Annotated in this window: 23 protein-coding genes; 13 read left to right on the top strand and 10 right to left on the bottom strand. The window is 67.8% G+C overall.

The annotated features are described in order from the left end of the window. Positions 1 to 18 precede the first annotated feature (18 nt). Genes OG205_RS24100 through OG205_RS24090 form a run of 3 tightly spaced genes read right to left on the bottom strand, consistent with a single transcriptional unit; the run spans position 19 to position 2,970 of the window. Positions 19 to 840 (bottom strand): carbohydrate ABC transporter permease, encoded by an 822-nt coding sequence (locus OG205_RS24100; RefSeq protein ID WP_330270354.1) that lies wholly within the window; start codon positions 838 to 840, stop codon positions 19 to 21. Next, entirely contained in the window at positions 837 to 1,706 is an 870-nt protein-coding gene (locus tag OG205_RS24095) for a carbohydrate ABC transporter permease (protein ID WP_330270353.1), read from the bottom strand. The genes OG205_RS24100 and OG205_RS24095 overlap by 4 nt, the downstream gene beginning before the upstream one ends. A gap of 10 nt (positions 1,707 to 1,716) precedes the next feature. Beyond that, the gene (locus OG205_RS24090) at positions 1,717 to 2,970 is read right to left on the bottom strand and encodes an ABC transporter substrate-binding protein (protein ID WP_330270352.1); all 1,254 of its coding nucleotides are present in this window, start codon (positions 2,968 to 2,970) and stop codon (positions 1,717 to 1,719) included. 99 nt (positions 2,971 to 3,069) lie between these two features. Between OG205_RS24090 and OG205_RS24085 the strand changes: the two genes are divergently transcribed. After that, a complete protein-coding gene (locus OG205_RS24085; RefSeq protein WP_330270351.1) occupies positions 3,070 to 4,095 on the top strand; it encodes a LacI family DNA-binding transcriptional regulator in 1,026 nt (341 codons plus the stop codon). Here OG205_RS24085 and OG205_RS24080 read toward each other — a convergent pair. Then, entirely contained in the window at positions 4,088 to 4,987 is a 900-nt protein-coding gene (locus OG205_RS24080) for a LysR family transcriptional regulator (RefSeq protein ID WP_330270350.1), read from the bottom strand. The two genes, OG205_RS24085 and OG205_RS24080, sit on opposite strands and share 8 nt — an antisense overlap. Before the next feature lie 289 nt (positions 4,988 to 5,276). Beyond that, a complete protein-coding gene (locus tag OG205_RS24075; protein WP_330270349.1) occupies positions 5,277 to 6,002 on the bottom strand; it encodes a hypothetical protein in 726 nt (241 codons plus the stop codon). A gap of 215 nt (positions 6,003 to 6,217) precedes the next feature. Between OG205_RS24075 and tig the strand changes: the two genes are divergently transcribed. From tig to OG205_RS24040, 7 genes are all read left to right on the top strand, one after another. Beyond that, positions 6,218 to 7,564 (top strand): trigger factor, encoded by a 1,347-nt coding sequence (gene tig / locus OG205_RS24070; RefSeq protein ID WP_330270348.1) that lies wholly within the window; start codon positions 6,218 to 6,220, stop codon positions 7,562 to 7,564. 145 nt (positions 7,565 to 7,709) lie between these two features. Beyond that, positions 7,710 to 8,297 (top strand): ATP-dependent Clp protease proteolytic subunit, encoded by a 588-nt coding sequence (locus tag OG205_RS24065; protein WP_090010588.1) that lies wholly within the window; start codon positions 7,710 to 7,712, stop codon positions 8,295 to 8,297. A gap of 20 nt (positions 8,298 to 8,317) precedes the next feature. Continuing rightward, entirely contained in the window at positions 8,318 to 8,947 is a 630-nt protein-coding gene (locus OG205_RS24060; RefSeq protein ID WP_030479396.1) for an ATP-dependent Clp protease proteolytic subunit, read from the top strand. Between the two features lie 328 nt (positions 8,948 to 9,275). Beyond that, positions 9,276 to 10,556: an ATP-dependent Clp protease ATP-binding subunit ClpX gene (gene clpX / locus OG205_RS24055; protein WP_093605708.1), complete on the top strand. Its 1,281-nt coding sequence runs from the start codon at positions 9,276 to 9,278 to the stop codon at positions 10,554 to 10,556. Between the two features lie 67 nt (positions 10,557 to 10,623). Next, positions 10,624 to 11,202, top strand: coding sequence for an RBBP9/YdeN family alpha/beta hydrolase (locus tag OG205_RS24050; protein WP_330270347.1), 579 nt, complete (start codon positions 10,624 to 10,626; stop codon positions 11,200 to 11,202). Positions 11,203 to 11,224: 22 nt separating this feature from the next. After that, positions 11,225 to 12,427: a serine hydrolase domain-containing protein gene (locus OG205_RS24045; RefSeq protein WP_330270346.1), complete on the top strand. Its 1,203-nt coding sequence runs from the start codon at positions 11,225 to 11,227 to the stop codon at positions 12,425 to 12,427. A gap of 19 nt (positions 12,428 to 12,446) precedes the next feature. Continuing rightward, positions 12,447 to 13,745 carry a serine hydrolase domain-containing protein gene (locus tag OG205_RS24040; RefSeq protein WP_330270345.1) on the top strand — a complete coding sequence of 433 codons (1,299 nt, stop codon included), beginning with the start codon at positions 12,447 to 12,449 and terminating at the stop codon, positions 13,743 to 13,745. On the opposite strand, the gene OG205_RS24035 is transcribed toward OG205_RS24040, so the two are convergent. The 3 genes from OG205_RS24035 to fdhD are packed head-to-tail and all read right to left on the bottom strand — an operon-like array spanning position 13,742 to position 16,604. After that, positions 13,742 to 14,620 (bottom strand): alpha/beta hydrolase, encoded by an 879-nt coding sequence (locus OG205_RS24035; RefSeq protein WP_330270344.1) that lies wholly within the window; start codon positions 14,618 to 14,620, stop codon positions 13,742 to 13,744. The two genes, OG205_RS24040 and OG205_RS24035, sit on opposite strands and share 4 nt — an antisense overlap. Positions 14,621 to 14,659: 39 nt before the next feature. Continuing rightward, positions 14,660 to 15,790 carry a CaiB/BaiF CoA transferase family protein gene (locus tag OG205_RS24030; protein WP_330270343.1) on the bottom strand — a complete coding sequence of 377 codons (1,131 nt, stop codon included), beginning with the start codon at positions 15,788 to 15,790 and terminating at the stop codon, positions 14,660 to 14,662. Beyond that, positions 15,777 to 16,604 (bottom strand): formate dehydrogenase accessory sulfurtransferase FdhD, encoded by an 828-nt coding sequence (gene fdhD, locus OG205_RS24025; protein ID WP_330270342.1) that lies wholly within the window; start codon positions 16,602 to 16,604, stop codon positions 15,777 to 15,779. Before fdhD ends, OG205_RS24030 begins: the two co-directional genes overlap by 14 nt. Positions 16,605 to 16,669: 65 nt before the next feature. Between fdhD and OG205_RS24020 the strand changes: the two genes are divergently transcribed. Together OG205_RS24020 and OG205_RS24015 are read left to right on the top strand one after the other, a co-directional pair. Continuing rightward, positions 16,670 to 18,184 carry a phytoene desaturase family protein gene (locus tag OG205_RS24020; RefSeq protein WP_330270341.1) on the top strand — a complete coding sequence of 505 codons (1,515 nt, stop codon included), beginning with the start codon at positions 16,670 to 16,672 and terminating at the stop codon, positions 18,182 to 18,184. A gap of 47 nt (positions 18,185 to 18,231) precedes the next feature. Further along, positions 18,232 to 18,723, top strand: a complete 492-nt coding sequence (locus OG205_RS24015) for a hypothetical protein (protein ID WP_143139052.1) — start codon at positions 18,232 to 18,234, stop codon at positions 18,721 to 18,723. On the opposite strand, the gene OG205_RS24010 is transcribed toward OG205_RS24015, so the two are convergent. After that, on the bottom strand, positions 18,614 to 19,252 hold the full coding sequence (locus OG205_RS24010; RefSeq protein ID WP_330270340.1) for a DUF2238 domain-containing protein: 639 nt from the start codon (positions 19,250 to 19,252) through the stop codon (positions 18,614 to 18,616). The two genes, OG205_RS24015 and OG205_RS24010, sit on opposite strands and share 110 nt — an antisense overlap. Positions 19,253 to 19,326: 74 nt before the next feature. Between OG205_RS24010 and OG205_RS24005 the strand changes: the two genes are divergently transcribed. Genes OG205_RS24005 through OG205_RS23995 form a run of 3 tightly spaced genes read left to right on the top strand, consistent with a single transcriptional unit; the run spans position 19,327 to position 22,348 of the window. Then, positions 19,327 to 19,893: an ArsR/SmtB family transcription factor gene (locus OG205_RS24005; RefSeq protein WP_330270339.1), complete on the top strand. Its 567-nt coding sequence runs from the start codon at positions 19,327 to 19,329 to the stop codon at positions 19,891 to 19,893. 24 nt (positions 19,894 to 19,917) lie between these two features. Continuing rightward, on the top strand, positions 19,918 to 20,106 hold the full coding sequence (locus OG205_RS24000; protein ID WP_330270338.1) for a hypothetical protein: 189 nt from the start codon (positions 19,918 to 19,920) through the stop codon (positions 20,104 to 20,106). A 58-nt stretch (positions 20,107 to 20,164) separates the two neighbouring features. Further along, complete coding sequence (locus tag OG205_RS23995; protein WP_330270337.1) at positions 20,165 to 22,348, top strand: glycosyl hydrolase family 28 protein; 2,184 nt, start codon at positions 20,165 to 20,167, stop codon at positions 22,346 to 22,348. Here OG205_RS23995 and OG205_RS23990 read toward each other — a convergent pair. Continuing rightward, complete coding sequence (locus OG205_RS23990) at positions 22,341 to 24,626, bottom strand: FdhF/YdeP family oxidoreductase (protein ID WP_330270336.1); 2,286 nt, start codon at positions 24,624 to 24,626, stop codon at positions 22,341 to 22,343. The two genes, OG205_RS23995 and OG205_RS23990, sit on opposite strands and share 8 nt — an antisense overlap. Positions 24,627 to 24,747: the final 121 nt, after the last annotated feature.

Genomic DNA, 24,747 nt, shown 5'->3' with positions numbered 1-24,747 from the left:
GTTGAGCTCCTCGGGGTGTCAGCCCTTGATCGCGCCTTCTCCCACTCCGCGGAAGAAGTGCTTCTGCAGCAACAGGAACAACAGGATCAGCGGGACGACGGCGATGATCGTGCCCGCCGCCACCAGCCGCTGGTTCTGCACGAACGTGCCCTGGAGGTACGCCAGGCCGATGGTGAGCGTGTACTTCTCCTGGTCGCTCAGCACGATGAGCGGCCAGAGGAAGTCGTCCCAGCTGAACATGAACGAGAACAGCGCCACCACGACCAGCGTGCCCTTCACCGACGGCAACCCGAGCCGGGTGAAGCGCTGCCAGGCGTTGGCGCCGTCGATGACCGCGGCCTCCTCGACCTCGGCGGGGAGTGCGAGGAACGCGTTGCGCAGCAACAGGACGTTGAGGGCGGCGATCGCGCCGGGCAGCACGACGCCGGTGAGGGTGTTGGTGAGACCGAACCCGCGCATCACCAGGAACAGCGAGATCATGATCGCCTCGAACGGCACCAGGATGCTGCTGGCGAAGATCACCGCGGCGAACCTGCGACCCCGGAACTTGAGCCGTGCCAACGCGTAGCCGGCCATGGCCGCGCCGAGGCAGTTCGTGACGACGTTGACGCTCGCGACCCCGAGCGAGTTGAGCGCGAACGTCCAGACCGGCACCACGTCGGCCACGGCCGCGTAGTTGCCGAACGTCGGGTCGTCCGGGAAGAAGTCGGGGACGAACACGTCCTCGCCGGGCCCCTTGATGCTCGTGGCGAACTGCCACAGGAACGGCCCGATGCTGATCGCGAGGATGCTCAACAGCCCGAGATAACGCAGTGCCAGAAAGACGTGGGCGCGTTTCACAGCTGGTCCTCCCTGCGGTTGAGCTTGAGGGTGACCAGCAGCAGGCCGAGCAGGATCACGAACAGCACGACGCTCAGCGCCGAGGCGTACCCGACCTCACCGGTGAGACCGCGGCCGACGGACTGGATGAGCATCACCAGCGTGGTGCTCGCCCCGCCCGGACCCCCGGACCCGCCCGACAGCAGGTAGATCTCGGAGAACACGCGGAACCCGTTGACCGCGCTCAGCGCCGCGACGAGCACCATCGTCGGCCGCAGACTCGGCACGGTGACCGACCAGAACCTCCTGACCGGTCCCGCGCCGTCGACCATCGCGGCCTCGTGCAGGTCCTTCGGCACGTTCGCGAGCGCGGCCAGGTAGATCACCATGTAGTAGCCCAGGCCCCGCCAGACCGTCACCACCATCGAACTGACCAGCAGCAGCGTCGAGTCGGTCAGGAACGGGATCCTGTTGCCGCCCAGCGCCTCCACCATGCTGTTCACCAGGCCGCGGCTGTCGAGCAGCCACGTCCAGATGAGCCCGACCACGACCGTGGACGCGATCACCGGAGTGAAGAACGCCGTCCGGAAGATCCCGATGCCCGGCACGATCTTCTGCGCGAGCATCGCGATCAGCAGCGGCAACAACACCAGCGGCGGGACGACGCCCACCATGTAGAGCAGGCTGTTGCGCGCCGCCGCCCAGAACTTCGGGTCCCCGAACATCCGCACGAAGTTGTCCACACCGGTGAACTGGCCGCCGCCCAACGCACTCGCGTCCGTGAACGCGAGCACGATCATGTTCAGGAACGGGAAGATGACGAACAGCAGGCAGACGACCAGTCCTGGAGCCAGGAACAGCCACGGCGTGTACGGGCGATGAGTCATGTGCGGCTGCCTACTTCAGGAGCCGGTTGCACTCGGCGACAGCGTCGTCCAGCGCCTGCTTCGGCGACTTCTTGCCGAGCATGGCGTCGGCCAGCTGCTGCAGAAGTGCCTCGCGCATCTGGTCGCTGAACTGCACGGGCGTGTAGTTCACCGCGGTCTTGAGCTGCTTGGCCGCAGCCACCCGCACGCGGGCCTCGTCGGTGCCGTCCTCCGTGGTGAAGTACGGGTCGTCCCCGCCCTTCGACGTGCTCGGGAAGATCGACGCGAGCTTGGCGAACTTCACCTGGTTCTCGGCGTTGGTGACGAACCTGCCGAACGCCAGCGCCGTCGCCTGGTTCTTGCTGCTCTTCGGCACGCTCACACCGTGCAGGAACATGTTGGCGCTGCCCGTGTTCGTGATGGGCGTGGTGATGCCGATGTTCGCGTAGAGGCTCGGCGCGTCGGTCTTGAACTTGCCGAGGTCGTACGCGCTGCCGGAGTTGAGCGCCGTCTGCTGCGCCATGAACTTCGCGCCGGCGCCGGTGTAGTTCTGCGTGAGCGCCTCGGGAATCAGCGCGCCCGCGTCGTACATCCGCTTGTAGCTCTCGGCGAACTCGACGCCCTTGGGCTCGTTGAACGTGAACTTGTCGTTCTCGAACAGCTTCACGCCGTAGAGCCCGAAGTCGGCGATGCTCGGGGTCTGGCCGAGGATCGCGATCTTCTTCTCAGCGAGCTTCAGCGCCTGCTCTTCGAGTTCCTTGAAGTTCGTGGGCGGCTTGTTCGGGTCGAGGCCCGCCTGGCTGAACAGGGCCTTGTTGTAGAAGATCGGGCCGGTGTTGAGGTACCAGGGGAAGCCGTAGCAGCCGCCCTTGCCGGGGATCTCGAACGCCTGCCAGGCGTTGCCGAGGTACTCGGGCTTGGCCTCCTTGAGAGACTCGTCGAGGTCGACGAGCTGGCCGGCCTTGGCGAGCGGGAAGCTCAGGTCCGGCGGCACGTTGATGACGTCGGGAAGACTTCCCGCGCTCGCGTCCGCCATGACCTTCGCCAGATACCCGTCCGCGGGCTGGTCGACCCACTTCACCGAGGTGCCCTGGTGCTGCTTCTGGAAAGCGTCGATGACACCGTTGACGTAGTCGGTGTACTTGGGCTTGAGGGACCAGGTCTGGAACGTGATCTCACCCGTGACCTGGCCGGTTCCGCCTGTGGACGTGCTCGACGTCCCGGACAGTCCGCATCCCGCCACGGGCACCGCCGCCAGGCCCGCGAGGAACGTGCGCCTCTTCATTGACACCCACCTCCTTGTCGCGGACCCTAGCTAAACCGGTTTATCTCCGGCTAGCCTCCGAACGTCTTGTTGTCTCGTTCTGGACAGGGTGCGGGTGCGGTGAAGAGGCCAACGATCAAGGACATCGCGGCGGCGGCAGGGGTGTCCAAAGGTGCTGTCTCGTTGGCGTTGAACGGCCGGTCGGGCGTGTCCGAGCGGACGCGGTCGCGGGTGCTGGAGGTCGCGTCGACCCTGGGGTACCGGCCTTCGGTCACCGCTCGGGCGCTGTCCTCCGCCTCTGCCGACGCGGTGGGGCTGGTGCTGGTGCGGCCGCCCCGTGCGCTGGGGGACGAGGCGTTCTTCTTTCAGTTGATCGCCGGGATGCAGTCCGAGATGTCCTGCGCGCTGCTGTTGCAGGTGGTGGACTCCCGCGAGGCCGAGATCGCGCTGTACCAGCGGTGGTGGGCCGAGCACCGGGTCGACGGGGTGTTCCTGGTGGACCTGCTGGTGTCGGATCCCCGGGTCGAGCTGATGTCCGCTTTGGGGTTGCCGGCCGTGGTGGTGGGTGGCGCCGGGCACCACGGGGAACTGGCCTCGGTGTGGGCCGACGACTACGCGGCCATGACCTCGGTCGTCGAGTACCTGAAGTCGTTGGGGCATCAGCGGATCGCCCGGGTGGCCGGGTTGGCCTCGTTGCTGCACACCGTCCGGCGGGACTCGGCGTTCGCTTCGTCCGTTGTGGACGGTGTGGTCGTGGCCGGGGACTACACGGCCGAGTCCGGAGCGCGGGCCACGCGAGAGCTGCTGGGGATGGCCGCTCCGCCCACGGCAATCGTCTACGACAACGACGTGATGGCCGTGGCCGGGGCCGAGGTGGCCGCGTCGCTCGGGGTTGCCGTGCCGTCCGAGCTGTCGCTCGTGGCCTGGGACGACTCGGTGCTGTGCCAGCACGGGCGGCTGACCGCGTTGTCCAGGGACACGTTCGCGTTCGGGGCCCGCGCGGCTCGGGCGCTGGTGGCCGTGATCGGCGGGGCCTCGCCTACCGACGTCGAGGACGTGCTGCCCGAACTGGTGGTCCGGGGGAGCACCGGGACGGCACCGGCGGTGCAGGTGGGGTGCGAGCACCCCACCCCACGCGTCAGGTGAGAGAGGCGACCTGGTCGCTCACCACCTGGGCTGCCGCGGACACCAGGGCCGTCACCGCCGGGTTCGTCGAGTTGTCCTGGCGCCAGCCGAACTGCGTGTAGACGCGGAACGTCGAGGACCAGGGCAAGCGGACCAACCTGCCGTCGGCGAGTTCGGCGGACACGGTGACCTCCGGCATGAGCGCGATGCCCAGGCCCGACGCCACCGCGCGTTTGGCGGCGTCCACCGAGTCCAGCTCCAGGACGGGGGCACGGGTGTCGTCGTAGCCCAGGGAGTGTTCGAAGAGCTCGTGGTACGAGGCGCCGTTCTCGGCGCGGATCAGCGTGCTGCTCGTGAGGTCGTCATCGGACAGCGACTGGCGCTGGGTGAGCATGTGGTTCGGGCCCGCGATCATCACCAGGGGCTCGGGGCACAGGACCGTGGTCTCGAGGCCCTCGCGGGGCTCGATCGCGCCGATGAAGAACGCGCAGTCCAGTTGGCCGTCGCGCACCGAGTTCAGGTTGTTCAACGCGTTGCGGGAGTGCAGCGACAGTTGGACCGACGGGTAGCGCCAGCACATGTATTCGATGAGCGGTAGCAGACGGTAGTCGGTCAAACTCTGTGCGGAACCGATGACGAGTTTGCCGTGTGGCTCACCGTTCATCGTTATGGCTTTTCGGGCCTTTTCGGTGAGGTTGATGATGTTTCGTGCGAACGGCAGTAGTTCCACGCCCGCGGAGGTCATCTGGATACCTCTGGGAAGGCGTCGGAAAAGGACGACCCCGAGGCCCTCCTCCAGTGCCTTGATGCGGGTGGTGATGGTCGGCTGCGAACAGTTGAGCGTGGCAGCGGCCTTGGTGAAGCTCCCTGTCTGAACCACGGTCGTGAACGCGAGAAGCTGGCGTGTCTCCATCAGGCGGATCCTCGGGGTAAAACGGTGCGACGACTTTTTCTCGTTCGTTCCCGTGGTCCTGTTACGGATGGTGCGGGAGCAGTAACGCTACCTGTCAGCCGCGCCGGGACGATTAGTGCTTATGGAGTCATCTTGATCGGTCTGGAAAGGCTGTTTCGGCCGAAAGAGTGAAATTGAGACGGGCGCTTTGACGGGCGGTAGCGGGGCGACTCTTGTGCGTTAAGTGGTTCGCTCGGCGAACAAAAAAGCGCCGCCACCCTGAGTGGGTGACGGCGCTGTGGAGCGGTGACTAACAGGACGCGGCGGCGGCCACGAGGACGGTGTAGGGCTCCTCGCCGCGCTGGACGATCTGGATCTCGTAGCCGATCACGCCGGCGTTCGCGCGGCCGTCGTACTTGGCGAACTGCGGGTAGGCGGCGATCTGGCTCGCCGACGAGATCGGGGTCGCCCTCACCGAGGTCGGGACCCGGATGCTGCCGGGGAAGTGCGCGGGCATGACGCTGATGATCTGGGTGTGCCCGATGTCGTTCAGCTTGACCAGCTGCGTCTCGTGGCGCACCCAGAGCTCCGGGCTACCGCCGCCGCCGGTGAAGACCGGGCCGTCCACCGTGCAGGACACGTTGCGGCTGCCCAGTTTCAGGACCGCGAACGGGAGGTCGCGGGGGTGGCGGTCGGTCAGTGAGACGAACCCGCCGACGCGCGCGCTGGCGTTGGTGTCGGTGTGCGAGGCCGTGGCGACGAACGGCTGCGTGGGCAGGGTGGGGGGTGCGTAGGCCTCGTCGGACAGGCGGATGTCCCAGGCGCGGTGGGCGTCGGTGTGCCCGGATGCGAGGAACGGGGCGGTGAGGTCGGCGTTCTCGGCGATGAGCGCCTCGGTGGCGGCGTTGTTGTCGGTGAACACGTACGCGGCGACGGTCGCTTCCGGTGCGGTGGCCGCGATGGCCGGGACGGCCGTGGTCAGCAGAGCGGCGCCGGCCGCGCAGACCGCGAGCAGGCGGGCAGAGGTTTTGGGCATGCTTGTCCCCCAGGACGATTTCGGTGAAGCCCCCATAGCGGACCTGTCGGGCCGCTGGGCCGAAGCTATCGGTTCCCGGGGCGGGCTGTCATGAGCCCAAAGCGGGGTGGCGGCGGTCACAGCACGGGTCTCGCCTAGACTCGCTGGAAATCCGGGCGCCCAGGTGGTGGTACCGGCTGTCTTGCACGTTCTTTGTTCGTTACGAGGAGTCCACGTTGAAGAGCACCGTCGAGCACCTGAGCCCGACGAGGGTCCGGATCAACGTCGAGGTGCCGTTCGACGAGCTCAAGTCGAACTTCGACCAGGCGTACCGGAAGCTCGCGAAGCAGGTCCGAATCCCCGGCTTCCGCCCGGGCAAGGCCCCCGCGAAGGTTCTGGAGAACCGCATCGGCCGCGCCCCGGTCCTGGACGAGGTCATCCAGGAGGCCATCCCGGCCAAGTACCTGGAGGCCGTCAACGCCGGTGAGGTGCGCACGCTCGGCCGTCCCGACTTCGAGGTCACGAAGATCGAGGACGGTCAGACGCTCGAGTTCACCGCCGAGGTCGACGTCCGTCCCGAGATCACCGTGCCCGCGTTCGGCGAGCTCGCCGTGACGGTCGACGAGCAGGAGGTCACCGACGAGGACGTGACCACCCAGCTCGACGAGCTCCGCGCTCGCTTCGGCACGCTGACCGGTGTCACCCGCCCGGTCGAGACCGGTGACTTCGTCGTCGTCGACCTGTCCGCCACCGTCGATGGCGAAGAGGTCGAGGAGGCCCGCACCAGCGGCCTGTCCTACGAGGTCGGCTCCGGCCAGCTCGTCGAGGGCATCGACGACGCGCTCGTCGGCGCGTCCGAGGGCGAGACCAAGACCTTCGCCACCACGCTCGTCGCCGGTGAGCACGAGGGCCGCGAGGCCGAGGTCACCGTGGTGCTGAGCAGCGTGAAGGAGCGTCAGCTCCCCGAGCTCGACGACGAGTTCGCGCAGCTCGCCAGCGAGTTCGACACGCTCGAGGAGCTCAAGACCGACCTGCAGACCCGCCTGGGCCGCGTCAAGAAGATGCAGCAGGGCGTGCAGGCCCGCGACAAGGTCCTCGAGGTGCTGCTGGAGACCACCGAGGTCCCGCTGCCCGAGGGCATCGTCCAGGGCGAGATCGACGCGCGCAAGCACGACGCCGTGCACGCCTTCGACCACGACGAAGCGAAGTTCGCCGCCTGGCTGACCGAGCAGGGTCAGTCGGAGGAGGAGTTCGACGCCGAGCTGCGCACCGCCGCCGAGCAGGCCGTCAAGACGCAGCTCGTGCTCGACTCGATCGCCGACGCCGAGCAGGTCACGGTGTCCGACGGCGAGCTGACCGAGCGGATCATCTACCAGGCGCAGCGCTTCGGCATCTCGCCCGACGAGTACGTCAAGCGCGCGCAGCAGTCCGGTCAGCTCGGCGCGATCTTCGCCGACGTCCGCCGGGGCAAGGCTCTCGCGAGCGTCGTGCGCCAGGCTGAGGTGAGCGACTCGACCGGTCAGAAGCTGGACCTCGACGAGCTCTTCGGCGAGACCAAGTCCGAAGAGGACTCGGAGAAGTAAAGCCCTTAGCGAACGCGGGCGGTGTCGGGCATCTGACGCCGCCCGTCTTCGTTAAGGTCGATCGCAGAGAGTTTTGACATCCAGATTCGTTCCACCTGGAGTTAGGCAGGCAGACGTGACGCAGCACTCCTTCCCGACCCCCGAGATGCGGTCGGCCACCGCCGGGATGAACCTCAACGACTCGGTGTACGAGCGGCTGCTCCGCGAGCGGATCATCGTCCTGGGTTCACAGGTCGAAGAGGGCATCGCGAACCAGATCACCGCTCAGTTGCTGCTTCTCGCCGCAGAGGACCCCGAGAAGGACATCACGCTTTACATCAACTCGCCGGGTGGTTCCGTCACGGCGGGCATGGCCATCTTCGACACGATGCAGCTCATCCAGCCGGACGTGGCCACGTACGCGATGGGCCTCGCCGCCTCGATGGGGCAGTTCCTCCTCTCCGCCGGCGCACCCGGCAAGCGCCACGCGCTTCCGCACGCCCGGATCCTCATGCACCAGCCGTCGGCCGGTGTCGGCGGTACGGCCGCGGACATCGCGATCCAGGCGGACATGCTGACGCGCACCAAGCGCGAGATGGCCGAGCTGATCGCCGAGCACACCGGCCAGACGCTCGAGACCGTCACCCGCGACTCCGACCGCGACCGCTGGTTCACGGCGCAGGAAGCGCTGGAGTACGGCTTCGTCGACAAGGTCGTCACCAGGGCTCAGCCCGTCGGCGACTCGAACAACTGACGTCAGCTAGGAGACCTCAAGTGAGCCAGTTCCACCTGCCGCAGTCGCGGTACGTGCTGCCGTCGTTCGTCGAGCGCACCAGCTATGGCATGAAGGAGTCGAACCCGTACAACAAGCTCTTCGAGGAGCGCATCATCTTCCTCGGCGTGCAGGTTGACGACGCTTCGGCGAACGACGTCATGGCGCAGCTGCTGGTGCTCGAGTCCGAGGACCCCGACCGCGACATCCTGATGTACATCAACTCGCCGGGTGGCTCGTTCACCTCGCTGATGGCCATCTACGACACGATGCAGTTCGTCCGCCCGGACATCCAGACCTACTGCCTCGGCCAGGCGGCCTCCGCCGCGGCCGTGCTGCTGGCGGCTGGATCGCCTGGTAAGCGCCACGCACTGCCCAACGCGCGAATCCTGATCCACCAGCCTTCGATGGAGGGCGCGTACGGTCAGGTGTCCGACCTGGAGATCCAGTCGAACGAGATCCAGCGCGTGCGCCGCCTGATGGAGTCCACCCTCGCGCGGCACACGAACCGGACGGCGGAGGAGGTTCGCGAGAGCATCGAGCGCGACCGGATTCTGACGGCCGAAGAGGCCAGGGAGTACGGCATCGTCGACACGGTGCTGCCCTACCGCAAGCTTTCCGCCAAGTCCTGACGGTTCGGCGGGCGGACGAGTTGTGCTCGCGAAGAGCGCTCGCCCCTCCGCCGCCCGGTGTCATCTGGGGACACCCCAGACCCCGGGGCCACGTCCCAGGGAGTGGAAACACCAGTCCTTGGGCATCGCGTACCCACCCGACACGCCGATGTGACCGGATATCTGGCCTGATCGGCGCGTCGGGGGGCTGCGGGTCCTCCCCTGAAACGGGGTCGGCCAGGTACCGTCAGGAGAACGGGCTCAGCACCCACAGCCAGTGGGACTGCCACAGCAAGTCAGCAGGCGCACTACAGCAGGTGTGCGCCGGAGGGGACAGAGGTCAGCGGTCATGGCGCGTATCGGTGACGGCGGCGACTTGCTGAAGTGCTCTTTCTGCGGAAAGAGTCAAAAGCAGGTGAAGAAGCTCATCGCCGGCCCCGGCGTTTACATCTGCGATGAGTGCATCGATCTCTGCAACGAGATCATCGAGGAGGAGCTGGCCGAAGCCGGTGACGTGAAGCTCGACGAGCTGCCGAAGCCCGCCGAGATCCACGAGTTCCTCGACCAGTACGTCATCGGCCAGAGTGACGCCAAGCGCACCCTGTCCGTCGCCGTCTACAACCACTACAAGCGCATCCAGGCGGGCGACCGCGGGCGCGAGGGTCGTGACGACGGCGTCGAGCTGGCGAAGTCGAACATCCTGATGCTCGGCCCGACCGGGTGCGGCAAGACCTACCTCGCGCAGACGCTCGCGAAGATGCTGAACGTGCCGTTCGCCATCGCCGACGCGACGGCGCTGACGGAGGCCGGGTACGTCGGTGAGGACGTCGAGAACATCCTCCTGAAGCTCATCCAGGCCGCCGACTACGACGTGAAGCGTGCCGAGACGGGCATCATCTACATCGACGAGGTCGACAAGATCGCTCGGAAGAGTGAAAACCCGTCGATCACGCGCGACGTCTCCGGCGAGGGCGTTCAGCAGGCACTGCTGAAGATCCTGGAAGGCACGACGGCGTCGGTGCCACCGCAGGGCGGCCGCAAGCACCCGCACCAGGAGTTCATCCAGATCGACACGACGAACGTGCTGTTCATCGTGGCGGGTGCGTTCGCAGGCCTGGAGAAGATCATCCAGGACCGCGTCGGCAAGCGAGGCCTGGGCTTCGGTGCCGAGGTCCGCTCCAAGGCCGAGGTGGAGGCGTCGGACTTCTTCGCCGACTCCATGCCGGAGGACCTGATCAAGTTCGGTCTGATTCCCGAGTTCATCGGGCGTCTGCCGATGGTCGCCTCCGTCACGAACCTCGACAAGCCGTCGCTGGTGATGATCCTCACCGAGCCGAAGAACGCCCTGGTGAAGCAGTACCAGAAGCTCTTCGAGATGGACGGCGTCGAGCTCGAGTTCACCAAGACCGCGCTCGAAGCGATCGCAGACCAGGCGATCCTGCGCGGGACCGGTGCTCGTGGCCTCCGGGCGATCATGGAAGAGGTCCTGCTGCCCGTGATGTACGACATCCCGAGCCGCACGGACGTCGCCAAGGTCGTCATCACCGAGCAGACGGTGAAGGAGAACGTGAACCCGACCATCGTGGCCCGGCAGCCCTCGCGCCGGGAGCGTCGGGAGAAGTCCGCTTAGTAGATCTTCAAGTCGAAAGGGCGCCTGGTCACTGACCGGGCGCCCTTCGTCGTTCTAAGGTGGAGGCATGTCGTTGCCTCACGTGCTCCTGCTCCACGGCTACACCGGTTCCGGCCCCGGCCACTGGCAGCGCTGGCTGGCCCAGACGGTGTCCGAGCACGGCGGCCTCGCCGACCTGCCGCACTTCAGCAGTCCCGAGGCGCCCGACCGCGACACCTGGCTCAGTGAGCTCGACACCCACCTCGAAGCGCTGCCGGCCGATCGCGAACGGGTCGTCATCGCGCACTCGCTCGGCTGCTACCTGTGGCTGCACCACGCGGCCCGCGAGAACATCGCGCACGTCGACCGCGTGCTGCTGGTCGCCCCGCCCGAGCTGGACCACCCGGAACCGGCCATCAAGTCGTTCTTCCCGGCCCCGCTCGACCCGGCGGGCCTGCGCCGCGCCGCCACCGAGACCCGCCTGATCGCGGGCGAGGGCGACCCGCACTGCTCGATGGAGGCCGCCAAGCAGCTCGCCGAGGCACTGCGGATCGAGATCGACGTGCTGCCGGGCGCCGGGCACATCAACATCGACGCGGGCTACGGGGAGTGGCCCGCGGTGCTCAAGTGGGTGCGGTCGAAGACGGTGCCGCTCTCACCGCGCTAGACGTCACTTCCTTGGGGGGAACGTGATCGACCTTGACGAGCTCGTGGACGAACATGGCGTCGTCGGCGCCCAGCTCGCCGTCCTGACCGACGGCGAGATCGCCGACGTCGCCGCGGGCGTGCTGAACGCCGATACGCGCGCACCGGTGACGACCGACTCGCTGTTCCAGATCGCGTCGATCACCAAGGTCTGGACGGCGACGCTCGTCCAGGAGCTCGCGAACGAGGGCCGGCTCGACCTCGACCGCCCGGTGCGCGACCTCCTGCCGGGCTTCCGGCCGGTGATCACACCGCGGCAGCTGCTGACCCACACGTCCGGCATCGACGGCGATCTGTTCCACGACACCGGTTCCGGCGACGACGCCGTCGAGAAGTTCGTGGCGCGCCTGGCCGATGCTCGGCAGATCGCCCCGCCGGGCCAGTTCTGGTCCTACTGCAACAGTGGGTTCACCGTGCTCGGCCGGATCGTGGAAGTGTTGCGCGGCAAGCCTTTCAACACCGTCCTCAAAGAACGGCTGGCCGTACCGCTCGGTCTCACCGTCGCGACGAACTACGCGGAGGGCGCGGCACGGCACGCCGCGGTGGGGCACGTGGACGGGCAGCCGGTGGCCGATCCGGGACCGGAGTCCGACTGGCCCGCCGGGTCGGCGCTCGCGATGAGCGCCCGGGACCTGCTCGCGTTCGCGCGCATGCACCTGGCGACACCGGCGTTCGCGATCATGCGCGAGCCGCGGGTGTCGTTGCCGGACTTCGGTTATCGCGGGTCGTGGGGCCACGGCTGGGAGCTGCACGACTACTCCGGTGGCCTGGTCGTGGGCCACAACGGCGGCAACAAGGGACTGAGCGCGTACCTGCGGGTCGCGCCGGAACGCGGGGTCGCGGTCGCCCTGGTCGCCAGTGGCGGCCGGCCGCAGGCGGTGTTCGACGCCGTCATCGAGAACGTCTTCAGCGAACTCGCGGGCGTGCGCAGGGCCGAGTCGCCGGTCCCGCCAGCCCACCCCGAGCCGGTGGACGTGGAGCGCGTGGCGGGCACCTACCGTTGCGCGGGCCATGAAGTGGTTGTCACGCAAGCAGATCACGGACGCGTGCTGGTCCGGCTCGACGGTGAGGAGCGCGAGTTCGTTGCCCTGCGCGACGACGCGTTGATCGCCGTGGAGCAACCGCACACCGTGCTGGTGCTCATGAACGACTTGCTGCACTTCGGGCGGGCAGCCGCCCGGATCTGAGAACTCCTGGGGGAGAAGCATGATCAACCTGGATGAACTGATCGAGGAACACGGCGTCGTCGGTGCCCAAGTCGCCGTGCTGCACAACGGCGAAATCACTGACGTGGCAGCAGGTGTGCTGAACAACGTCACCGGCGAGAAGGTGACGACGGACTCCATCTTCCAGATCGGGTCGATCACCAAGATCTGGACGGCGACGCTCGTCCAGGAGCTGGTGAACGAGGGTCTGCTCGATCTCGACCGTCCGGTGCGGGACGTGTTGCCGGAGTTCACGCTCGCCGACGAGGAGGCAGCGCGGGTCATCACGCCACGCCACCTCCTCACCCACACCGCGGGCTTCCAGGGCGACCTGTTCCACGACACCGGCAACGGTGACGACATGCTCGAGAAGTACGTCGAGCGACTGGCGGAGGCACGCCAGGAGGTCCCACCGGGCGAGCTCTACACGTACTGCAACAGCGGCTTCACGTTGCTCGGCCGGATCGTGGAAGTGTTGCGCGGCAAGCCTTTCCGGGGCGTGCTCCGGGAACGCCTGATCGACCCGCTCGGCCTGCGCACCGCCGCCGTGAGCCACGCCGAGTACGTCGGCCAGACGTGTGCGACAGGGCATCCGGGCAAGGAGCCCAAGCCCGCGGACAGGCTGATGGCCGAGAGCGACGCCCCGGCCGGCACGGTGCTGGCGATGAGCGCGCGGGACCTGCTGGAGTTCGTGCGCATGCACCTCGGCACCACCGAGTTCGACGCGATGCGCGAGCCTCAGGTCGTGCCGCCGGACTTCGGCTACAGCGGCAAACAGGGGCTCGGCTGGATGTTGCACGACTACGCCGGTGGAGTCACCGGAATGGGCCACACCGGATCGACCGTGGGATTCCGGGCCTTCCTGCGGGTGGTTCCGGAAGCCGGACTCGCGGTCGCGGTCCTCACGAACGGCGGACCGCCCCTGCCGCTCGTGCGCGCGGTCTTCGACGAGGTGCTGGGCGACCTGGCGGGCATCACCGTGCCTGACTTTCCCACGCCGCCGCCGCTGCCGGTGCCGGTCGACGTCGAGAGGATCGTCGGCGTCTACCGCTCCACCGGGCTGGAGAGGCACGTCACCGAAGGCGACGGGGGCCGGGTGAAGCTGCGGTACGTGGCGCTCGACCCGGGCTGGGAGTCCTTCGTCGACGACGACGAGCACGAGTACACCGGGCTGCGGGACGACGCGTTGATCGCCGTCGAGGAGGAGAACGGGTTCCACCCGGTGGTCGTGCTGTGCGGACGCGACGAGCAGGACCGGGTGAAGTGGCTGCACTGGGGCCGGGCGGCCCGGCGCGTCTAGACCGCGCGCTTGGCGTACTTGGCGAGGAACTGCACGACGTCGGGCGTCACCTTCCGGTACAGCCCGTCGTCGTGGCCGCCACCCTTCACCGCGCTCACCTCGGGCCGCACCTCGCGGATGTAGCGGCGGGTGCCCTCGATGAACCTGTCGCGGTCGCCGATCCACACGCCCAGCGCGGTCGGGCCGGTGGACCTGATGTGACGCAACGGGTCGAGCGACGTCCACTCGCCCTCGTTCTTGAACGCCCTGCGCTTGGCCATCTCCGGCCACGTGGTGATCAGGCCGGGGGAGATGGCCGCGGCGGCCGCGATCGGGTCGCCACGTTCGGCACGGCGGCGGGCGTAGAGCAGCGAACCGAAGCCGCCCATCGACACCCCCGTCACCGCGAAGGGCTCGCCGTAGCCGCGTTCCTTGAGCCAGCGCGGGACCTCGTCGAGCAGCATCGCCATCGGGTCGTCGCCGGGGACGTTCTCGTGCCAGTAGTTGTCGCCACCGTCGACCGCGACGAAGCCGAACGCGGGCACCGAGCCCTTGGCGACGGCGGCGGCCAGGACCTCGGGCAGGTTGCCCACGGCCGCGTGCCGGGCGTCGCCGTGCAGGCCGTGCAGCAGGATCGACATCGGCAGGCCGCGGGGGTTCGCGCCGGCCGGGAGGTAGAAGGCGAGGGTGACGTCGCGGTGACGGGCGACCGAGTACACGCGCTCGAAGCGGATCGCCGGCTTCGCGGCCGAGGCGGTCCTCACCCGGTCCGCGGTCGCGATCTGCTGCTCGACGGCGTTGGACGACGACACGTAGGTCGCGACGCCGGTGGCTGTCGCGATGACCACGCCGATCGCCGCGAGGAGGGTGCGGCGGCTGTACCTCGGTTCCCCCATGCTCACCTCATCGCGTGGGCACCGTTCCTCGTTTCCTTCTCAGAGGACGGAACGCACGCGTAAGGAAGACAGTTCCTCACTCGAATAGCCCAGCCACGTCAACACGTCCTGATTGTGCTCGCCGAGTGCCGGGACCGCACCCGGTGACCACTCGAACCCGGCCACCGGTGGCGGCAGCATCCGGGCCGTTCCGCCGGGAACGCGCACGTCAACCCAGGTGTCGAGCTGCGGGTGGGTGGGCAGGTCGGTGATCGGGCGGGTCAGCGCGGCCGGTACGTCGGCAGCGTCCAGAGTGGTCAGCAACTCGGCCGCCGTGAGGTCCGAAAACGCCTGTTCGAGCAGTTTCTGCAGCTCCGCGCGATGCTCCACGCGGGACACCACTGTGGCGAACCTCTCCTCCGGCGCCAGCCCGATCAGGTCGCACAGCCGCTGCCACTGCCCGTCGTTCTGCACGGCCAGGTGCACGGCGCCGTCCGCGCAGGCCACCGGGCCGTACGGCGCGATGCTCGGGTGGTGCGCGCCCGACCGCGGGGCCGCGGCGCCCGTTCCGGCGGCGTAGAGCATCGGCTGGTGCATCCACTCGGCCATCGCCGCGAAGAGTGACAACCGCAGCCGGGCGCCAACACCGGTCCGGCCCCGTTGCAGCAACGCCGCGAGCACCGCCGCCTGCAACTGGACACCGGCCGCGATGTCCGCGACCGAGATCCCGGCGCGGGCCATCACGTCGCCCTCCCCGGTCAGCGACACCAGCCCCGCCTCGGACTGCACCAGCGCGTCGAACGCCTTGCGGTCCGCGTACGGGCCGTCCCAGCCGTAGCCGGACAGCTCACCGACGATCAACGTCTCGGGAAGCTCCAGCGCGAGCCGCTCCCACACCCGCGGCGACAGGTTGCACAGCAGCACATCAGCGCGTGCGACGAGCCGTTCCAGCACCTCACGGCCATCGGGGTGGAAGATGTCCAGGGACACCGACTCCTTGCCGACGTTCGTCCACGCGAAGTACGACGACACCTCGCCGCACGACGAGTCGTAGTGACGCGCGAAGTCGCCGGCGCCAGGCCGTTCGATCTTGACGACCCGCGCGCCGAGATCAGCCAGCAACCGCGTCGCGTACGGCACCGCGACGGCCTGCTCCAGGCTCACCACCACGACACCGTCAAGCGGTCTCAACCACGCGCTCCCCACCGGTGTAGACGTTCATCGAGTCGCCGCGCAGGAAGCCGACGAGCGTCATGCCCTGCTCCTCGGCCAGCTCCACCGCGAGCGACGACGGCGCCGACACCGCCGCGAGCACCGGAATCCCGGCCATCGCGGCCTTCTGCACCAACTCGAACGACGCCCGCCCGGACACCATCAGCACCGCACCGCGCAACGGCACCAGGTTCTGCAGCACCGCCCAGCCCAGCACCTTGTCGACGGCGTTGTGCCGGCCCACGTCCTCGCGCACGACCAGCAACTCGCCATCGACGAACAGCCCGGCCGCGTGCAGCCCGCCGGTGCTCTCGAAGACCTTCTGCCGTTCCCGCAACGCGTCCGGGAAGCCGGTCAACGCCTCGGGCGTGACCCTGACCTCGTCCAGCGCGGGGGAGTAGCGCGTCTTGAGCTTGACCGCGTCCAGCGCGCCCTTGCCGCACACCCCGCACGACGACGTGGTGTAGAAGTTCCGCTCCACCCCGGTGTCCGGCGGCGGCACACCCTCGGCCAGCGCGACGTCCAGCACGTTGTAGGTGTTCATCCCGTCCGGCCCGGTGCCCTCGCAGAACCGTGCGATCGAGATGTCCTCCGACGACCCGATGACACCTTCGCTGAGCAGAAAGCCGTGCGCGAGCTCCACGTCGTGACCGGGAGTGCGCATCGTGACGGCCAAAGCCTTGCCGTCGACCCGCAACTCCATGGGTTCCTCGGCGGCGAGCGCGTCGATCCTGCGGCGCCGACCGCTCGGCGACACGCGTTCGACCGCTCGGCGCACCGTCACTCGGCCCATGTGCACATCTCCTTCGGACCGCTATCTTTCCCACCGACCAGGCTACGTGGGAGGGATTCCGGGGCATGGACGACGTCGTGATCGTCGGGGGCGGGCACAACGGGCTGGTGGCGGCCGCGTACCTCGCGAAGGCGGGGAAATCGGTCAGGGTGCTGGAGAAGCTGCCGCACGTCGGCGGGGCGGCGGTGAGCGCCTCACCGTGGGAGGGCGTCGACGCCCGGCTCTCGCGCTTCTCGTACCTCGTGTCGCTGCTGCCCGACCGGATCGTGTCGGATCTGGGGCTGAAGCTGGCCCTGAAGTCTCGTGCGGCCTCCTCGTACACGCCGGACGGCAGGTCGGGGCTGCTGGTCGAACGCTCGCCCGGCGCGGCGACGGTGGCGTCGTTCGAGGCCGTCTGCGGGTCTCTGGAGGACTGGGAGCGGTGGCAGCGCTGGTACGCCGACCTGGAGCTGATGGCGGAGGCGTTGGCGCCGACTCTTTTGGAACCGTTGGTGTCACGGGAACATCTGCGCGTGCACGTCGACAAGGTGGTGCGCGGCCGGTTGTGGGAGCAGGTCTTCGAACGGCCGCTCGGCGCCACGCTGCAGGAGCTGTTCGACAACAACCTGGTGCGCGGGGTCGTCGCCACGGACGCGTTGATCGGCACGCACTCGTCGCTGCATTCGTTGCGCGCCAACAAGTGCTTCCTCTACCACGTGATCGGCAACGGCACCGGTGAGTGGAAGGTCCCGGTCGGCGGCATGGGCGGAGTCACCGCCGAACTGGAACGGGTCGCGCGCGAGGCCGGTGCGCGGATCATCACCGGCGCCGAGGTCACCTCCGTCGAGTCGGACGGCAGGACCGCCTCGGTGACCTACGGGGACCAGACGGTCGAGGCCCGGTTCGTGCTGTCCAACGTGGCGCCGTCGGTGCTGGGACGGTTGCGGGGCCTCGAAGTCCACGACGCGCCCGGTTGTCAGCTGAAGATCAACATGTTGCTGCGCAGGCTGCCCGAGCTGAAGTCCGGGGTCGACGCGCGGCTGGCGTTCGCCGGCACGTTCCACCTCGACGAGTCGTACGACCAGCTGGAGACCGCGTACCTGGAGAGCGCCGCCGGGCAGGTGCCGTCGGTGCTGCCGGGCGAGATGTACTGCCACTCGCTGACCGACCCGTCGATCCTCGGGCCTTCCCTGGCCGGCCACGAGACGTTGACGTTGTTCGGCCTGCACCTGCCGGCGTCGTTGTTCGAGGGCCGCAACACCGAGCTGCGCGACGAACTGGTGAAGCGCTACCTCGACCAGCTCAACGCGCACCTGGTGGAGCCGATCCAGGACTGCCTGGCGACCGACGCCCAGGGCAACCCGTGCATCGAGGCGCGCACTCCGCTGGACCTGGAGGAGGAGCTCGGCCTGCCGGGTGGCAACATCTTCCACGGGGAGCTCGACTGGCCGTTCGCCGAGAGCGACGACCAGGTCGGGAAGTGGGGCGTGGAGACCGACGTGGACAACGTCTTCGTCTGCGGTGCGGGCTCCCGACGCGGCGGCGGTGTGAGCGGCATCGGCGGCCACAACGCGGCGAGGGCGGTACTCGGCCGCATTTGAGACATTTTTGATGACACTCCGCGTCATCTCTGGTTACAGTTGGCGGCGTGGGGGACTTCTACGGGATCGCGGAGATCGCCGACGCCATGGGGCTCAGTCGGCAGCTGGTGGCTGTCTGGCGCAAAAGACGCTCGCACGGCATTCCTGAGCCTGACGCGGAACTCGCGTCCGGCCCGATCTGGCGGCGCGAGACGGTCGAGCCGTGGATCGAACGCACGCGCGGCCGGCTCGGCCTCGCGGGCACGCGCGAGTCCGCGAGCAGGAGCCTTCGGCTGCGCACCTGCCGTCGAGTGCTGCGGCTCGCGGCGTTGATGCTGGAGGAACCACAACGGCCGCGGGTGCTCAACGAGGCCGCGGACCAGTTGCGCGACCTCATCCACGAGGTCGACCAGGCCGCGGACGACGTCGTCGGCGCGTTGCTGCGTGAGCTCATCGAGCCGGTTCGCGACCCGGACGTTCCCGCGGAGTTGTTGCGGGTGCCGGTGATCGAGTCGCTGCCGCTCGTGACCGCCGTAGCGCGCAACTCGCCAGACTGGTGACGAGCGCGCCCAACGCGGCCAGCGCCATGTCGGCGTGGGCGTCCCACATGTCGCCCTGCTGGCCGTTGTAGGCCTCGGCGACGTCAGGGGCGAGCGTCATCGCGATCGCCCACTCCAGCAGTTCGTAGAGCGCGCTCGTCGCGAGCACGATCTCCACCGACCGCACCCACCTCCGCCGCAGGATCGCGGTCAGGCACACGCCGTAGGCGAAGTGCACGAGCCGGTCGAAGTGGTTGCGGTCCCAGGAGAACGCCTCCGACAGCCGCACGCCGAACAGCGCGTTCGTCCAGTCGTCGTACGGGACGAACGAGTAGATCCACCTCGCCGCGATCGTGTGCAGCGCGAGGAAGAGCAGCGCCCACGCCCACTGTGCGGTGTCCAGCCTGCGTCTGAGCAGCCACAGCGCCACGATCGCCACCGCCGTCAACGAGCTGTGCAACGCCTGCTCGGCGGGCCAGAGCGGGTTGATCCACGTCACCGCCACCAGCGCGCCGAACGCGCCCAGCAGCCACCACTTCCCCCAGGTCATGGTGGAACGGTATATCAGGATTTGTATATCAAGGAACCTTGCTAAAGACTTCTTGATACGCGTACCGTGGCGGCATGACCGACGGACCCATCAGTGACCCCAAGGCGCTTCGGGCGCTCTCTCACCCGTTCCGGTGGAAGCTGATCAACCTGCTCACCGAGGAGGGTCCGTGCACCGCCACGCAGTGCGCCGCCGTGCTCGGCGAGAGCGTCGCGAGTTGCTCGTACCACCTGAACATGTTGGCCAAGTACGGGTTCGTGGCCGAGGTGGAAGGCCCTGGCCGGCAGAAGCCGTGGAAGATCATCAGTCGGCGCCAGATGATCTCGTCGGAAGGGCTTGAGGGCGAAGCCGCGATGGCCGCCGAGACCGCCGTGCTGGCCTACCTGGACCACGAGTTCGAGCGCACTCGCGAACGCCTCCGCCAGCACGACCGGCTGCCGGACGAGTGGCGGAGGGAGGAGAGCGGCATCGGGATCAGCGCCACCACCAAGTTCCTCACCGTTGAGGAGACCGGTGAGCTTCAGCGTGAGCTGCGCGAGCTGTTCAACCGCTACAGCGACCGCACGCACAACCCGGAGCTGCGTCCTGAGGGAGCCCGGCCCGTTCGCTACTTCCTGAGCACGACCGTTTCGCCCGACTGATCAACCGACCGAAGGGGATTTGCCGTGTTCTCGCACCACGACGCGTTTGCTATCGCAAAGCAGAAGCAGGCCGACTACGAGGCCGACGCGGCCGCGCGCAGGCTCGTTCGCGCACCTGAGGAGGCCGCGCAGCCCGAGAAGCGGGTCGGCGGAGGCTTGCTCGCGACAGGTCGTCGCCGCTGGAGGCTGTTCGGTCGCGTTCGACCGGCGTAGCGTGTGACCTCCCCGCCGCCGTAAACGTTTTCACGACGTTACAACGGGGAGGACATCCGTGTTACGGAGACTCGGCGTGGCGGTGACCGCGGCACTGCTCGGCATCACGATGCTGGCGGAACCCGCTCAGGCGGCGGACTTCAACGTCAAGGACTACGGGGCCGCCGGCAACGGCAGCGCGAACGACACAGCGGCCATCGACAGGGCGATCACCGCGGCGAACGCGGCGGGCGGCGGGACCGTGCGGTTCCCGTCCGGCACGTACCGCTCGCCCAACTCGATCCACATGAAGAGCAACGTCACGCTCCAGCTCGACTCCGGCGCCACGATCATGGGTGCGAGCGGCAGCGGCTACGACAAGCCGGAGCCCAACCCCCACGACGAGTACCAGGACTACGGGCACAGCCACTTCCGCAACGCCATGATCTGGGGCGACCGGCTGACCAACATCGGCTTCGTCGGCTCCGGCACGATCGACGGCGGTGGCGCGCTGATCACCGGCAACCCGGACAGCGGGCAGGCCGACAAGATCATCTCGCTGACGCGCTGCGAGAACCTCACGGTCAGCGGCATCAAACTCCGTCGCGGCGGCCACTTCGCGATGCTGATCAACGGCTGCCGCAACGTGGTGTCCGACCGGCTCACGATCGACACCGCGAGAGACCGCGACGGCTGGAACGTCATCAGCACCACCAACGTCACGATCACCAACGGCGACTTCGCGGGCAACGACGACGCGCTGGCGTTCAAGAGCGACTACGCGCTCGGCCAGAAGCTGAGCAACGGCAACGTGAAGGTCTACGACACCAAGCTCAGCGCGGGCTGCTGCAACGCGTTGATGTTCGGCTCGGAGACGTGCGGCGACTTCACCGGCTACGACTTCCAGCGCATCCAGATCCAGGGCTCGAACAAGTCGGGGCTCGGGCTCGTCTCGATGGACGGCGCGGTCATCTCCGACGTGCACTACAGGGACATCACCGTCAGCGGCGTGCGGTCGCCGATCATGCTCAAGGTCGGCGCCCGCAAACGCTGCGGAAACAGTCCCGGCGTCGGCACCATCAAGAACATCACCTACGACAACATCACGATCAACGGCGCCTCGCCGTCGTTCAGCCCGACGATCATGGGTGATGTCGACGGCCACGTCACGGATGTGACCTTCACCAACGTCAAGATCAACCTGCCCGGCGGCAACGGCACCATGTCGACGAACCCGCCGAGCAACGACCGCACCAACTACAACCCGAACAGCATCGGCACCCGGCCCGCGTACGGCTGGTACCTCCGTTACGCCGACCGCATCAAGTTCCTCGACAGCGCCGTGGCGTTCACCAACAACGACGGCCGGCCCGCGGTGATCGCCGACAACTCCACCGACCTCACGTTCGACACCTTCGGCTGGGAGCGCGGCACCGGCAGTCCGACGGACTTCCTCTTCCGCAACACCAACGGCTTCTGCGTCCGCAACTCAGGCTCGCCGCGCGTGCAGAACACCGGCTCCACCGAGAAGTGCGGGAACGACTTCAGTCTTGCCGTCGACCCCGCGTCACGCGTGGTCGAACCGGGGGAGACGGCGTCGTTCACCGTCAGCGCGGCCTCGACGGGCTCACCGGGTCCGATCAGCCTCGACGCCGGCAACGTGCCGGCCGGGACCGTCGTGCGGTTCGACCCGGCCACGATCAACGCAGGTCAGTCGTCCACGATGACCGTGGCGACGCTGCCGGACACACCGCACGGCTCGACGAACATCAACGTGATCGGCACGGCCGGACAGATCACGCGGTCGGCCGTCGCGATCCTGACCGTCGGCGACCAGCCCGCGGAACTGGAACTGAGCGGACTGACCGTGGCGGACACCGGGAACGCGGGCGACTGGTCGGTGCAGACCGGCCTGCGCACGGGTGTCGCGCAGTACGGAGACCGCGACTTCACGTTCAGCGCGGTGCCTTCAGAAGTCCAGGGCGCGCACTGGATCCGCACGGCCAACGACTCGAAGTCCGCGACGCAGAACCCGTTGGCGCGCTTCACGATCAACCGCGACGCGCTGGTCTACGTCGCGGTCGACACGCGGCTCGGCAAACGTCCGTGGATGGACGCGCTGTGGCTCGACAGCGGCCTCCAACTGGTCAACACCGAAGGGTCCCCGAAGACCTTCCGCCTGTACGCCAAGGGTTTCCGGGCGGGGGAGGTTCAACTGGGACCCAACGGCGGTGCCAGCAACTACACCGTGCTTGCTAGATAGCCTCGAGTCGCACGATCACCGACTTGGAGGTAGGCGTTCCCGAGATGTCCGCCTTGGAGTCCAGCGGCACCAACGGGTTCGCCTCGGGGAAGTACGTGGCCACGCACCCACGCGCGGTCGAGTAGGAGACGATCCGGAACGACTCGGCGCGGCGTTCGACGACGCCCGTCGGGTCGTCCTTCCACTCCGAGATGATGTTCACCATCTGCCCGTCGGAGAACCCCAGGGCCTTGATGTCGTCGGGGTTCACGAACACCACGCGACGGCCGTCCTTCACGCCGCGGTAGCGGTCGTCCAGGCCGTAGATCGTGGTGTTGTACTGGTCGTGGCTGCGCAGGGTCTGCATGATCAGGCGGCCCTCGGGGATCTCGATGACCGTCATCTCGTTCGCCGTGAAGTTCGCCTTGCCGGTCGCCGTCGCGAACTCCTGCGAGTCACGCGGCGGGTGCGGCAGCACGAACCCGTCGGGCTGACGGACGCGCGTGTTGTAGTCGGTGCAGCCCGGTACGACACGGGAGATGTGCTCGCGAACGACGTCGTAGTCCTTCTCGAACTCCTCCCACGCCACGGGATGCGAGGTGCCGAGCGTCTTGCGTGCGAGCCGGCAGACGATCGAGACCTCGGACAGCAGCTGCTCCGACGCGGGCTTGAGCCGGCCGCGGGAGCGGTGCACGACCGACATCGAGTCCTCGACCGTCACGAACTGCTCGCCCGAGTGCTGGACGTCGCTCTCGGTGCGGCCCAGGGCGGGCAGGATCAGCGCGGTGCGGCCGTGGACGACGTGCGAGCGGTTGAGCTTCGTGGAGACGTGCGCCGTCAGCGAGCACTGCTCCAGCGCCTTCTCGGTCACCGGGGTGTCCGGGGTGGCGCTGACGAAGTTGCCGCCCATCGCGATGAACACCTTGCCGCGGCCCTGGCGCATCGCGTTGATGGCGTCGACGGTGTCGAAACCGTGCTTGCGCGGCACGGAGATGCTGAACTCGTTCTCCAGCGCCAGCAGGAACTTCTCCGGCATCTTCTCGTAGATGCCCATCGTGCGGTCGCCCTGCACGTTCGAGTGGCCGCGCACCGGGCACAGGCCCGCGCCCGGCTTGCCGATCATGCCGCGCAGGAACATGACGTTCGTGACCTCGCGGATCGTCGGCACGCTGTGCTTGTGCTGCGTCAGACCCATTGCCCAGCAGGCGATCGTGCGCTTCGAGTCGACGAACATCCCGGCCACGCGCGTGATCTGCTCGCGGGTCAGGCCGGTCGCGGTGAGCACGCCGTCCCAGTCGAGCTCGCGCAGGCTCTCCGCGTAGGCCTCGAAGCCGTGCGTCTTCGCCTCGATGAACGTCCTGTCGAGCTTGTCCCACTGCAGCAGCAGGTGACCGATGGCCTGGAACAGCGCCTGGTCGCCGCCGACCTTGATCTGCACGAACTCGTCGCTCAGCGCGGTGCCGCGGCCGACGACGCCCGCGACGTTCTGCGGGTTCTTGAACCGCATCAGGCCCGCTTCCGGCAGCGGGTTGATCGCGATGATCTTCGCGCCGTTCTTCTTCGCGTCCTCCAGCGCGCTGAGCATGCGCGGGTGGTTCGTGCCGGGGTTCTGGCCGATGACCACGATGAGGTCGGCGAGGTCGAAGTCCTTGATCGACACCGAACCCTTGCCGATGCCGATCGTCTCGTTCAGCGCCGAGCCGGACGACTCGTGGCACATGTTCGAGCAGTCCGGCAGGTTGTTGGTGCCGAACGAGCGGACCAGCAACTGGTAGAGGAACGCGGCCTCGTTGCTGGTGCGGCCGGAGGTGTAGAAGATCGCCTCGTCCGGGGATGACAACGCTGTCAGCTCGTCGGCCATGAGCGTGAACGCGGCGTCCCAGCTGATCGGTGTGTAATGCGTCGCACCGGGCCTGAGGACCATCGGTTCGGTGATCCGGCCCTGCTGGCCGAGCCAGTAGTCGGTCTTCGTCCGCAGGCTCTCGATGGAGTGCTCGGCGAAGAACTCGGGCCCGATTCGTCGTTTGGTGGCTTCCTCCGCGACGGCCTTCGCGCCGTTCTCGCAGAACTCCGCCATCTTGCGGTGACCCTGTGGTTCCGGCCACGCGCAACCAGGACAGTCGAAACCTTCACGCTGGTTGAGCAGTCGCAACGTCTTGACCGTGCGCACGACACCCATCTGCTCGACCGCGCGGTCGAGCGACACGAGAACACCGGGAATACCCGCTGCCCAGGTCTTGGGGGTGCTGACTTCGATCGCGGACTCGTCGACGTCGTGCTGCGGGGGCTTGCTGCTCATGCGTCCATTGTTCGCTGATCGAGGTCGGCGCCGCCAGCGCCCCCGAAGAACGCGGCGGCGCCGTCGACACGGGCCCCAAGGGGTTTGAACGGTCCGTGACGGTCAATTGTGATCGCCGTCA

The organism is Lentzea sp. NBC_00516 (assembly GCF_036346835.1).
GTDB classification, from domain to species: Bacteria; Actinomycetota; Actinomycetes; order Mycobacteriales; family Pseudonocardiaceae; genus Lentzea; species Lentzea sokolovensis.
Note: the sequence above shows the minus strand (reverse complement) of the source record. Positions and strands in the feature narration are given on the sequence as shown.